Source organism: Streptomyces sp. NPDC104309 (assembly GCF_055584025.1).
The window spans coordinates 307901-320039 of sequence record NZ_JBVJMV010000002.1 but is presented as its reverse complement, the minus strand read 5'-3'; the positions used below and the strand labels follow the sequence as shown (position 1 = coordinate 320039).

The window sequence follows — 12139 nt, the reverse complement described above, 5'->3', positions numbered from 1 at the left end:
TCAGCACCGGCCCCCACCGGTGCTGTCCATCAGCGTACGGCCGGGCGGCCGGTGTGGAAGGCGATTCGCAGAACTGGCAGGGCCCGCTCCGCCGGGTGTGGTTCGTGTTCCGTCCTGGGACGGGAGTCACCGCCCACGGAGCGTCAGGCGAGGCGCCGGGCACCCGCCGAGGGAACGGCGGGGAAGATCCGCGGTGCCGCGTACCCGGCCGAGGCGAACGCCTCCAGGACGGACTTGGCGACCGTGTCCGCCTGCGCCTCGTCCACCAGCACGATCGCCGAGCCGCCGAAGCCGCCGCCGGTCATCCGCGCACCGAGCGCCCCGGCCTCGCCCGCGGCCGACACCACCAGGTCCAGCTCCGGGCAGGAGACCCGCAGATCGTCGCGGAGCGAGGCGTGCCCGGCGTCGAGAACCGGGCCCGCGCCCCGGACATCGCCCGCGTCGAGCAGCGCGATGACCCGCTCCACCCGCTCGTTGTCGCTGACCACATGGCGTACGTAGCGCACCACGGACTCGTCCGCACCGTTTCGCCCCAGGGTGTCCAGGGCCGCGCCGAGACCGTCGTACGGCAGCTCGCGCAGCGTGCGCAGGCCGAGCGCGGCGGCCCCCGCCTCGCAGCCGGCCCGCCGCTCCGCGTACGCGCCGTCGCCGAGCTCGTGCTTGACCCGGGTGTCGACGACCAGCAGCCGCAGCCCGTGGGCGGCCAGGTCGAAGGGGACCTGGCGCTGGGTGAGGTCGCGGGTGTCGAGGTACAGCGCATGGCCCTCGGTGCAGCAGGCGGAGGCCATCTGGTCCATGACCCCGCACGGCACGCCGACGAACGCGTTCTCGGCGCGCTGGCCGACGACCGCCAGCTCCGGGGCGGAGAGCCCCAGTTCGAAGAGGTCGTTCAGGGCGAGCGCGGTGACGACTTCGAGGGCCGCGGAGGAGGAGAGCCCGGCGCCGGTGGGGACGGTGGAGGTCAGCTGGATGTCCGCCCCGGTGACCGGGTGACCGGCCTCGCGCAGCGCCCAGACGACGCCGGCCGGGTACGCGGCCCAGCCGTGTCCCTGGTGCGGGGCCAGCTCATCCACCCGGAGCCGGACGACTCCGCCGGGCACGTCGGCCGAGTGGAGCCGCAGCTCGCCGTCGGTGCGGCGGGCGACGGCGGCGCGCGCGGCGTGCGGCAGCGCGAGCGGCATCACGAAGCCGTCGTTGAAGTCGGTGTACTCGCCGATCAGGTTGACCCGGCCGGGCGCCGCCCAGACACCCTCGGGGGCGCTCCCGTACAGCTCGGTGAAAGCGGCGGTCGGCGCACTGTTCTCGGTCATGGGGCGGTGGGCTCCTCTCGGCGGGCGAACGTCCAGGCGTCGGAGACGATTCCGGTCAGGTCCGCGCGCGACGGCGTCCAGCCGAGCCGCTCCCTGGCGGTGGTGGCGGAGGCGACGAGCACCGCGGGGTCACCGGCGCGGCGCGGGGCCGCGGTCTCGGGGACGGGGTGGCCGGTGACCTCGCGGACGGTCTCGATGACCTCGCGGACCGAGAAGCCGTTGCCGTTGCCGAGATTGCAGATCAGGTGCTCGCCGGCGGTGGCTGCGTCCAGGGCCAGCAGATGGGCCTCGGCGAGATCGGCGACATGGATGTAGTCGCGGACGCAGGTGCCGTCGGGGGTCGGGTAGTCGTCGCCGTAGACGGAGATCGACTCGCGCTGCCCGAGGGCGACCTGGAGGACCAGCGGGATGAGGTGCGACTCGGGGCTGTGCCGCTCCCCGCGACTGCCGTACGCGCCGGCCACGTTGAAGTAGCGCAGCGAGACCGCGGCCAGTCCGTGCGCGGCCGCCTCGCCGGTGATCATGTGGTCGACGGCGAGCTTGGTGGCGCCGTACGGGTTGGTGGGCGCGGTCGCGTCGGACTCGGTGATGGGGGTGGTGACCGGTTCGCCGTAGGTCGCGGCGGTGGAGGAGAAGACCAGGGTCCGCACCCCGGCGTCCCGCATCGCGGCCAGCAGCGCGACGGAACCGCCGACGTTGTTCACCCAGTACTTCTCCGGGTCCGCCACGGACTCGCCGACCTGTGAGTACGCGGCGAAGTGCAGCACCCCGTCGTAGGAGGCGTCCAGCCACTTCGCCGCGTCCTGGACGCGGCCCTCGATGAACTCGGCCCCGGCCGGGACGCCCTCCCGGAACCCGGTCGAGAGGTCGTCGAGGACGGTGACCGCGTGACCGGCCTCCAGCAGATGCTGGGCGACCACACTGCCGACGTAACCCGCGCCACCCGTGACCAGGTACTTCTTCTGGGGCTTGCTCACTCGCTCGCTACCTCTCGCAGTCGCTGGGCCGCGGCCTCCGGCGGCACATCGTTGATGAACACGTTCATGCCGGATTCGGAACCTGCGAGGAACTTCAGCTTGCCGGAGGTGCGTCGGATGGTGAAAAGCTCCAGATGGAGTCCGAAGTCCTCCCGCTCCGGGACCCCGAACGGGGCCTGGTGCCAGGCCGAGATGTACGGGGTCGGCGGCTCGCCGGGACCGAAGATCCGGTCGAATCGCCTCAAGAGTTCCAGATAGACCTGTGGGAATTCCATGCGCGCGGCCGCGTCGAGCTCCCGCAGGTCGGGGACGCGGCGGCGGGGGTGGAGATGGACCTCGTACGGCCAGTGCGCCGCGTACGGCACGAAGGCGATCCAGTGCTCGCCGGCGATGACGATCCGCGAGCCGTCCTTCTCCTCGCGGGCCACGACGTCGTCGAAGAGGTTGCGGCCGGTCGCGGCGCGGTGGTCCGCCATCGAGCGGAGCATCAGCTCGGTGCGCGGGGTGACGAAGGGGTATCCGTAGATCTGCCCGTGCGGATGACCGAGCGTGACGCCGATCTCGGCGCCCCGGTTCTCGAAGCAGAACACCTGCTTGACCTGGTCGAGCTCGGCGAGATCGGCGGTGCGGTCGGTCCAGGCCTCCAGGACCAGGGCGGCCCGGTCCTCGGTGAGGTCGGCGAACGACGCGTCGTGGTCGGAGGTGAAGCAGACGACCTCGCAGCGGCCGGAGTCACCGGCGAGCGAGGGGAAGCGGTTCTCGAACACGGCGACGTCGTAGTCCGCCTCGGGGATTTCACTCATCCGGCCGTCCCGTGAGGGGCAGAGCGGGCATTCGTCGGCCGGCGGGTGGTAGATGCGGCCCTGGCGGTGCGAGGCGATGGCGACGCCGTCACCGAGGAACGGGTCGCGGCGGATCTCCGACGAGGTGGCGACGGCGTCCAGGGGGCGCCGGTCGACGGCATCGCGCACGACGTCGTCACGACTGTCGTAGTAGAGCAGCTCCCGGCCGTCGGCGAGCGTCGTAACCGTCTTCTTCACCAGGTTCCTCCAAACATAACCAAACACAATGAACCACAACTCAACAGACGCGTCAATGCCGCCGACATCGAGGTGCAGCGCGCCCTGTCCGTGAAGAACCTCTCCGCCGCCCGGCGCACCCCGCTGATCGCCGCGTTCCCGAAGATCTTGATCGTCTTCCTGGTGGTGATCCCGGGCCTGGTGGCCGCCGTGCTCGTGCCACAGATCGGCACCCCGGCTCCGACCTCACCTACGACGACGCCATCCCGCCGCTGATGCAGGAGCTGCCGCCCAACGGTGTGCTCGGCATCGCGGTGACCGGTCGGCTGACCGCGTTCATGGCCGGCATGGCGGCCAACGTGTCGTCGTTCAACACGGTGTTCACCACCGACGTCTGGGCCCGTTACGTGAAGAGGGACCGGCCGGACACGTACTACCTGCGGTTCGGGCGGCTGCTCTTCCCGGTCCGGCTGAAGCTGTGCCCGGCGCAGGCCCCGGCCGACGGACCGGACCCGGCCGACGGCTGACGCGCCGCCCCCGGCAGGGGCCCGACGACATCACCCGATGCCGTCGGGCCCCTGTTCGCCGAGCGGCACCGCCCGGTCCAGCAGCCCGGTGCGGGCCGCGAGCGCCGCGGCCTCCAGCCGGGAACCGACGCCGAGCTTCATCAGCACCCGCTGCACATGCGTACGCGCGGTGCTCGACGCGATCCGCATCCCGGCCGCGATCAGCCGGGTGTCCTGGCCCTCGGCGACCCGTACCAGGACCTCGGCCTCCCGCGGGGTGAGCAGCCGCAGCAGCCGCTGGCCCTCGTCGTCCGGTGCCGCGGCCGGGTTGAGCAGTTCGGCGAAGGCCCCCTGGAGCAGCTGCGGTGCCACCGCGGCCTCTCCGGCACGCGCCTTGACCATCGCCCGTTCGACGCCCTCCATCCGCTCGTCGTGACGGACGTAGCCCGCCGCGCCCGCCGCGAAGGCCGCCGCGATCCCGCGCGGGCTGGGCACCGGCCCGAGCACCACCACGGCCACCTGCGGGCGCTCCCGCCGGATCCGTACGATCGGGTCGAAGGCGCCGGGTTCGGCGGGTGCCGCGGTGCCGAACAGGCAGACCTCCGGGGCCCTGCTGACCACCAGTTCCGCCGCCCCCGTGGTCGGCGCCGCCGCCGCGAGCACCCGGTGGCCCCGCAGCTTCAGCGCCGAGGCGAGCGCCTCGGCGAGCAGTCGGTGATCATCGACCACCATGAGCCGCACGCCCATCGAGCACACCCCCGTAGCACCGGCACCAGGCCCCCCGGCCCGTCCTGACCCGGCAAGCTACACGCTTGTTCGACGTTCCGGACCCCTTACCCGGCAGAAGACCCGCAGAGTGTCGGATTATGCGCCGTTCAGGACCGCTCGACGGGCGGAAAACGATCGGCCCTGCCGGTCGAATGATCGACCGGCAGGGCCGGGTCACAGGTACCGCGTGAGGATCAGCTGGTCCCGAAGGACATGGCGAGGTACTTCCTGCCGCCCAGCGAGCTTCCGGTCGACTTGCTGATCATCGTCTGGGAGATGTACAGCCGGCCGGCCGAGTAGAGCATTTCGGAGTAGTCCCCGGAGAAGTTGCTCTCGGCGTCGCGGACGGGCTTCTCGCTCGGGTTCTCCATCAGCACGGTCTGCTTGAAGGTGGAGCCGTCGATGGAGACGATCTGGCCGCCCTTGTCGTACGGGGGCGCCTTGTACGCGATGATGTTGCCGCCGTCCATGCGCAGGGGGTACATCGTGTAGCGGTCGCCCGCGTCGGCCCGGTCGCTGGTCGGCTTGCCCGTGGTGAGGTCGAAGGAGACGATCTCGTTGGTGTCGCCGTACTCGCCGCCGCCCTCGTGGTCCTCGGTCGGCACGTAGATGCGGTTGTTGCCGACGGCCAGCTTCTGGCAGCTCTCGACCTTGGTGGAGGCGCAGCGCGCGGCGTACTTCTCGCCGTCCGCCGCGATCCTGGTGAGCAGCTTGCCGGTGGAGGCGTCGATCGAGAAGAAGTCCGAGATGCCGCTGCCGTCACCGGCGGTGTCGCCGACGTCGGCCGCGACGACCAGCGGCTTGGTGGAGACGATGTTCGCGTAGTCGACACCGGGCGGCATCCTGTACGAGGAGACCGGGGCGCCGGTGGTCGGGTTCAGCGCCTGGACGACGAGCTGCGGGTCGTTGTACGTACCGCACTTGCGGACGACGGCGAGCGCCTCGCCGCCGGCGTAACCCGCGTCGTAGCAGCCGTCGGCGGAGACCTTGGGCTTCCAGCGCTCGGCACCGGTGTCGAGGTCGAACGCCGCGCCGCCCTCGGTGCCGGCCGCGGCGACCGTGGTGCCGCTGAGCGTGATCCCGTCGAACCTGAGCGGCGCGTCACCGCTGGTGGCCGCGGTCAACGACTTGCTCCACAGCAGTTTGCCGGTGTTCAGGTCGAGCGCGCCGACCTGGTTGCACGGCTGGTACTTCTTGGCCTTGGTCGGCTTGGACTCCTCGAAGACGATGGCCGTCTTGTAGTCCTTGGACATGTGCCGGGAGGCGGCGCAGAGCTGGCCCGCCAGCGGGATGGACCACAGCTTGGTGCCCTTGACCGCGTCGTAGCCGACGACCTCGTTCAAGCCGGTCTTCACGTACGCCTTGTCGGTCATCCAGGAACCGTCGACCTTGGTGACGTCGGTGACCTTCGGCTCCGGCAGCTGGAAGGCGACCTTGGACTTGGGGTCCGCCGGTGCCTTCTCCTTGCCGCCGCCACCGACGGCGCCGCCCTGGCCGCCGCCCTTGCCCTCGGTGGTGCCGCTGGACTGGGACGCCTTGTCCTTCTTGCCGTCGCCGCCACCACTGGAGGCGAACCATATGCCCCCGGCGACGATCAGCACCACGGCGACCGACGCGGCGACGATGATCTGCGTCTGGGTGGTGAACTTCTTGCCCCCGTTGCCGTTCCCGTTCTGCGGCGGCGGGTAGTGCTGCTGCATCGGGGCGGTCTGGTAGCCGTAGCCCTGCTGCGGCGGCTGACCGGGCGGCAGGCCCTGCGGGAAGCCGTAACCCTGCTGCGGCTGACCGGGCACGGGCGACTGCGGGTAGCCGTAGCCGGGCTGCGGGGGCTGCCCCTGCGGATAGCCGTAACCGGGCTGCGGCGGCTGGCCCTGCGGATAGCCGTAACCGGGCTGCGGCGGCTGGCCCTGCGGATAGCCGTAACCGGGCTGCGGCGGCTGCCCCTGCGGATAGCCGTAACCGGGCTGCGGCGGCTGCCCCTGCGGGAAGCCGTAACCCGGAGCCGGCTGCTGAGGCGGGCCCGCGGGCGGGGTCTGCGCGGTGCCGGCGGGCGGCGGGGTCGGGGCGCCGAACCCACCCGGCGGGGGGTCCTGCGGGGCACCGAATCCGCCCTGGGGCGGCTCGTTGGGCGGCTGGGGCGGCTGCGTCATGGCGTACGTACCTCTGGGGAAAGGGAGTCGGTGGGTCGGGGCCGGCAGCGGCCGGGGGGTGCTCCGGCCGCTGCCGGTCGTGAAACCGTCGGGCGCCGACGGCTCGCTTCCGTCAACAGTCCTCGTGAGCCGTCAGTTGCCGAGGGCCATCATGGTCTTCGTCTCCAGCTCTTCCTTGTCGTTGCTGGCGCTGACCCGTCCACTCGCGATGAAGCAACGGCCGTCCGCGTAGACGATCTTCGAGTTGTAGAAGGAGCTCTCGATCTCGGCCGTCTTCACCGGGTGCCGCAGCACCATCTGCGGCGTACCACCGGTCGGTGCGAGGGTGGCGATCCCGCCGCCCTTGTTGTACCCGGCCTTCACGTAGAGCAGCACATTGCCGCCCTCCATGCGCAGCGGCTTCACCACGCGCCCGGCCGGGGCCGCGGCCTTCCACTTGGAACGACCGGTGTTCAGGTTGAACGCCACGACCTTGTTCGTATCGGTGATGCCGCTGGAGTTCGGCGCGGTCGACATGTAGAACGTGTTGGCGTCGGCGGCGACACCGGAGCAACCGTCCAGGGACTTGCCGAAGATGGCGAAGGCGTTGCCGCAGTCCGGCGCGAACGTGTCGCCCTTGTCACTGACGAGTCCGGTGCGGAGCGAGCCGTTCTCCTTGAGGGAGAGGACACTCCACTCCTTGTCCTTCTTCAGGGAGACCACCAGCGGGCTCACCGAGAAGACCCGGTCGATCTCCCATCCGCGCTTGGGCCGGTACGTCCACCGGGGCTTCCCCGTGACCGGGTCGAGCTCCTGGATCTGATGCTGCGGATTGCTGACGTCATCGGTGCGGCAGCTGGAGGCGGCGATCAGCTTGGGCCCGCTCGCGAAGGCGAACGGCTGGCAGTTGCCCGGCTGGTTCCCGAACAGCTCCTTGCCGTCACTGACCCGGTAGGCGTTGGAGTTTCCGGTGCGCCCGACCGCCACGGTGTCGCCGCTGGTGGCGAGCGAGATGTCCGACATTATGTCCCAGATGCCGTTCTTCTTGATCGACTTCTTCCAGCCGGCCTTGCCGGTGTTGAGGTCGATCATCTGGAGGTCCGCGCAGACCGCCTTGTCGGTCGTGCCGTTCTGGACCCCGATGACGATCTTGCCGTCGGTGGTGGGCTGCGAGGGGGCCGCGCACAGGTCGGCGGGCAGCTTCAGCGTCCACTTCTGCTTGCCGTCGGCCACGGAGTAGCCGGAGACGGTGCGGTACATGCCCTTGACGACCGTGTCGCCGACGACCCAGGGGCCATACACATCCGCGCCGTTGCGCGGCAGGTCGACGTCGTTCGTCTGCAGCCAGAGGATCTTCGCCTCGCCCTTCTTGCGTCCGGCGTTGAGGTCGTCGTCGGTCTGGCGACCGTCGCTGTTGTCCTCGTTGACGGAGGGCGAGCCGCTCGGCTTGGCGTCGTCGCTCTTCTGCGCGACGGGCTTCTTGTCGTCGCCCCCGCTCGTGGCGACGAAGATGCCGCCGCCGATCACCAGGAGCGCGGCGGCCGCGGCGCCGATCACCAGCGCGGGCTTGCGCTTGAAGAGGTTGCCACCGCCGGGGCCACCGGGGGCCGGTGCGCCGGGGTACTGCTGCTGCGGGTAGCCGTAACCGGGCTGTGTCGGCTGGCCGTACGGGCCGGGCTGCTGACCGTACGGACCCGGCTGCTGGTTGTACGGACCGGGCTGCTGACCGTACGGGCCGGGCTGCGTCGGCTGACCGTACGGACCCGGCTGCTGACCGTACGGGCCGGGCTGCGTCGGCTGACTGTACGGACCGGGCTGCTGACCGTACGGGCCGGGCTGCTGGCCCGGCTGCTGGGGGTGGCCATAACCGGGGGCCTGGCCCGGTGCCTGACCGGGCGTCTGCGGGTAGCCGTATCCGGGCTGGGCGGGCGGCGGCGCCTGCGGAACCGGCGGGGTCTGCGGCGGGCCCTGGGGCGGCTGAGGACTCCCCTGCGGCGGCTCCTGCGGTGCGCCGAAGCCTCCCTGCGGCGGTTGCTGGCTGGGCGGCTGGGTCATCAGCACGTCCCCCTTCATGCGGTCCGGTGCCCGTTCCGGTCTCCCCCGCGATTCCGCAGGGCTCGAAGAGGTCCGACAAGACCCCCCTGAACTCCGCGGAAAGGAGCGAATCGGGCATGGATCCCGCAGTGTCACGACAGTCGAGCGGGGCTTCTTTGTACCACCCGCAACACCGCGCCCACCGGGTCGGTCCACCCCCTGTTCCCAAGGGAGAACCGGCCCGTGATGCCGCCGTTACGCCTCGGACCGTCAGCTGCCGGAGCCCACCATCGACTTCATCGGCTTCTCCGCCTCGCCGTCGATCCCGCTGATCCTCGTGTGCACGAGGAAACTGCGTCCAGGACCCGGCTGCGTGGGCGCGTTGTACGGTCCCGGCCGCGTGGGCGCGTTGTACGGACCGGGCTGCGCAACGCCGTACGACCCCGGCTGTACGGGCGCGCCGTACGGCCCTGCCGCCTGACCGGGCGCGCCGTACGGACCACCGGCCTGGCCGGGCGGCGACGGGGGCGCTGAGCCGTGGCCGGGTGGTGGCGGGGACGGCTGAACCGGCGTCGGCGGCGGATCGTACGGAGCCCCGAAGCTCCCCTGCGGCGGTTGCCGGCCGGGCGGCCGGGTCATCAGCACGTCCCCCTTCGCGCGGACCGGTCCGGCATCTGTACCTGCGCCGGGCGAGCTTTCTTTCCATCACCCGCCCCACAGGCCACACCGGTCACACCGAAGGCGCCTCAGCGATCAGGCGTCCTCGGCCAGTTCCAGCCAGCGCATCTCCAACTCGTCGCGCTCCACGACCAGTTCACGCAGCTCCGCGTCCAGCTTCGCCACCTTCTCGAAGTCCGTGGCGTGCTCCGCGATCTGTGCGTGCAGCGCGGTCTCCCGGGTCGAGATCTTGTCGAGCTGCCGTTCCACCTTCTGGAGTTCCTTCTTCGCCGCACGTGCGGCCTGCGGGGAGACCGCCGCGGCCGGCGCGGCCTTCTCCTTGGCCGCCGCGGGTGCGGCGGAGGGCGTCGCCGCCTCCTCCATCCGCTGCCTGCGCTCCAGGTACTCGTCGATCCCGCGCGGCAGCATCCGCAGTGCGCGGTCGCCGAGCAGCGCCATCACCCGGTCCGTGGTCCGCTCGATGAAGAACCGGTCGTGGGAGATCACGATCATCGATCCGGGCCAGCCGTCGAGGAGGTCCTCCAGCTGGGTCAGCGTCTCGATGTCGAGGTCGTTGGTGGGCTCGTCGAGGAAGAGGACGTTCGGCTCGTCCATCAGCAGGCGCAGGATCTGGAGCCTGCGCCGCTCGCCGCCCGAGAGGTCGCCCACCGGGGTCCACTGCTTCTCCTTCGAGAAGCCGAACTGCTCGCAGAGCTGCCCCGCGGTCATCTCCCGGCCCTTGCCCAGGTCGACCCGGTCCCGTACCTGCTGCACGGCTTCCAGCACCCGCAGGTTCGGGTCGAGTTCGTGGACCTCCTGGGAGAGGTAGGCCAGCCTGACGGTCTTGCCGACGACGATGTTCCCGGCGGCGGGCTGCGCCTCGCCCTGGGTACGGGCCGCCTCGGCGAGGGCCCGCAGCAGCGAGGTCTTGCCCGCGCCGTTGACCCCGACCAGGCCGATCCGGTCACCGGGGCCGAGCTGCCAGGTGAGGTGGGTGAGCAGCGTCTTGGGACCCGCCTGGACGGTCACGTCCTCCAGGTCGAAGACGGTCTTGCCGAGCCGCGCGTTGGCGAACTTCATCAGCTCGCTGGTGTCGCGCGGCGCCGGCACGTCGGCGATCAGTTCGTTGGCCGCCTCGATGCGGTAGCGCGGCTTGGAGGTACGGGCGGGGGCGCCGCGGCGCAGCCAGGCCAGCTCCTTGCGCATCAGGTTCTGCCGCTTGGACTCCTCGGTCGCGGCGATCCGCTCCCGCTCGGCCCGTGCGAAGACGTAGTCGCTGTAGCCGCCCTCGTACTCGTGGACCGTGCCGCGCTGGACGTCCCACATGCGCGTGCAGACCTGGTCGAGGAACCAGCGGTCGTGGGTGACGCAGACGAGCGCCGAGCGGCGTGCCCGCAGGTGGCCGGCCAGCCAGGAGATGCCCTCGACGTCGAGGTGGTTGGTCGGCTCGTCGAGGACGATCAGGTCCTGCTCGGCGATGAGCAGCTTGGCCAGCGCGATCCGGCGCCGCTCGCCGCCGGAGAGCGGGGCGATGACGGTGTCCAGACCGTGCTCGAAGCCCGGCAGGGCCAGCCCGCCGAAGAGTCCGGTGAGCACGTCACGGATCTTGGCACTGCCCGCCCACTCGTGGTCGGCGAGGTCGCCGATCACCTCGTGGCGGATGGTCGCCGCCGGGTCCAGCGAGTCGTGCTGGGTGAGCACGCCGAGGCGCAGCCCGCCGCTGTGCGTGACCCGGCCGCTGTCCGCCTCCTCCAGCCTGGCGAGCATCCGGATGAGGGTCGTCTTGCCGTCGCCGTTGCGGCCCACGACACCGATCCGGTCCCCCTCGGACACTCCGAGGGACACACCGTCGAGCAGGGCACGGGTGCCGTACACCTTGCTGACCTGCTCGACATTGACCAGATTGACGGCCATTTCACTCCTGCCTGGGGGATCGATCGACGTCCCAGGGTAGTCGGCTCGCGGCTGCGATAGCGTGCGGCGATCGATCAAGGGGCGGGGGGCCCGGTCGGAAGATCTTCGAACATCTCAGGGGTGGGGACTTCAGTGGGGAATTCGACGGTGCGTGACACCGCGCGGAATGCTGTCCGAGGGCCGGTGCGGGGCGTGGTTCCGGCGGCACTGCTGACGGCGCTTGTGCTGGCGGGCTGTTCGTCGGCGTCGCAGGATGCGGGGTCCGTGGCCGAGAAGCCGGCCGGCGGGAAGCCGTCGCAGAAGGCCGGGACGGGCGGGAGAACCGCCGCCGGGGGTGGCACGGTCGGCGGCTCCGGCTCGGCCTGCCCGCTGCCCGTCGCCTTCGACCTCGCGGCGTCCTGGAAGCCGAAGGCCGTCAGCGTCGATCCGGACTCCGAGCTCGGTGCCGCACTGGGCGTGCAGGGCCAGGTCACCATGGTCTGCGAGATCGACGCGAAGCCGGCGGGGAACATCGGTTATCTGCGGGTGTGGCAGGGCGAGAAGTCCGATCGCACCCCGCGCCAGGTCCTGGAGGCGTTCATCGCCGACGAGGAAGGCGCCGGAAAGGTCACGTACACCGCGACCAGGGCCGGTGACCTGGCCGCGGCCGAGGCCGGCTACACGGTCAGGAGCGAACTGCTGGACGAGCTCAAGAAGGAGCGGGCCTTCGCCGTCGCCACCCCGGACGGGCCGGTCGTGGTCCATCTGGGCGGGATGGACTCCGAGGAGCACGAGGCGATGCTTCCGGCGTACGAGCTGGCCAGGAAGAGCCTGCGGCTCGGCTGA

General features: G+C 71.0%; 8 protein-coding genes and 1 pseudogene. 2 read left to right on the top strand and 7 right to left on the bottom strand.

Annotated features, from left to right (window positions below; all coding sequences use genetic code 11):
* Positions 1–143 precede the first annotated feature (143 nt).
* Genes galK through galT form a run of 3 tightly spaced genes read right to left on the bottom strand, consistent with a single transcriptional unit; the run spans position 144 to position 3327 of the window.
* A complete protein-coding gene (gene galK, locus ACZ68L_RS03245; protein ID WP_469573766.1) occupies positions 144–1310 on the bottom strand; it encodes a galactokinase in 1167 nt (388 codons plus the stop codon).
* Positions 1307–2287, bottom strand: a complete 981-nt coding sequence (gene galE, locus ACZ68L_RS03240) for a UDP-glucose 4-epimerase GalE (protein WP_469573764.1) — start codon at positions 2285–2287, stop codon at positions 1307–1309. Before galE ends, galK begins: the two co-directional genes overlap by 4 nt.
* Positions 2284–3327 (bottom strand): galactose-1-phosphate uridylyltransferase, encoded by a 1044-nt coding sequence (gene galT, locus ACZ68L_RS03235; RefSeq protein ID WP_469573762.1) that lies wholly within the window; start codon positions 3325–3327, stop codon positions 2284–2286. The genes galE and galT overlap by 4 nt, the downstream gene beginning before the upstream one ends.
* Before the next feature lie 69 nt (positions 3328–3396).
* Here galT and ACZ68L_RS03230 point away from each other — a divergent pair.
* Positions 3397–3764, top strand: a pseudogene (locus ACZ68L_RS03230) (sodium:solute symporter family transporter); the annotation flags it as partial.
* 99 nt (positions 3765–3863) lie between these two features.
* Here ACZ68L_RS03230 and ACZ68L_RS03225 read toward each other — a convergent pair.
* The 4 genes from ACZ68L_RS03225 to ACZ68L_RS03210 form a co-directional block, all read right to left on the bottom strand.
* Positions 3864–4559 carry a helix-turn-helix transcriptional regulator gene (locus ACZ68L_RS03225; RefSeq protein WP_469573761.1) on the bottom strand — a complete coding sequence of 232 codons (696 nt, stop codon included), beginning with the start codon at positions 4557–4559 and terminating at the stop codon, positions 3864–3866.
* A gap of 215 nt (positions 4560–4774) precedes the next feature.
* Positions 4775–6730, bottom strand: a complete 1956-nt coding sequence (locus tag ACZ68L_RS03220) for an outer membrane protein assembly factor BamB family protein (protein ID WP_469573760.1) — start codon at positions 6728–6730, stop codon at positions 4775–4777.
* A 132-nt stretch (positions 6731–6862) separates the two neighbouring features.
* Positions 6863–8764, bottom strand: a complete 1902-nt coding sequence (locus ACZ68L_RS03215) for an outer membrane protein assembly factor BamB family protein (RefSeq protein ID WP_469573758.1) — start codon at positions 8762–8764, stop codon at positions 6863–6865.
* Positions 8765–9496: 732 nt separating this feature from the next.
* The gene (locus ACZ68L_RS03210) at positions 9497–11314 is read right to left on the bottom strand and encodes an ABC-F family ATP-binding cassette domain-containing protein (RefSeq protein WP_469573756.1); all 1818 of its coding nucleotides are present in this window, start codon (positions 11312–11314) and stop codon (positions 9497–9499) included.
* A 264-nt stretch (positions 11315–11578) separates the two neighbouring features.
* On the opposite strand from ACZ68L_RS03210, the gene ACZ68L_RS03205 reads away from it, so the two are divergent.
* Entirely contained in the window at positions 11579–12139 is a 561-nt protein-coding gene (locus ACZ68L_RS03205; protein WP_469573754.1) for a lipoprotein, read from the top strand.

What these genes read in the sequence shown, in the direction of transcription:
- galK (WP_469573766.1), bottom strand. Translation starts at nt 1,310, where the DNA reads ATGACCGAGAACAGTGCGCCGACCGCCGCTTTCACCGAGCTGTACGGG.
- ACZ68L_RS03225 (WP_469573761.1), bottom strand. Translation starts at nt 4,559, where the DNA reads ATGGGCGTGCGGCTCATGGTGGTCGATGATCACCGACTGCTCGCCGAG.
- ACZ68L_RS03220 (WP_469573760.1), bottom strand. Translation starts at nt 6,730, where the DNA reads ATGACGCAGCCGCCCCAGCCGCCCAACGAGCCGCCCCAGGGCGGATTC.
- ACZ68L_RS03215 (WP_469573758.1), bottom strand. Translation starts at nt 8,764, where the DNA reads ATGACCCAGCCGCCCAGCCAGCAACCGCCGCAGGGAGGCTTCGGCGCA.
- ACZ68L_RS03210 (WP_469573756.1), bottom strand. Translation starts at nt 11,314, where the DNA reads ATGGCCGTCAATCTGGTCAATGTCGAGCAGGTCAGCAAGGTGTACGGC.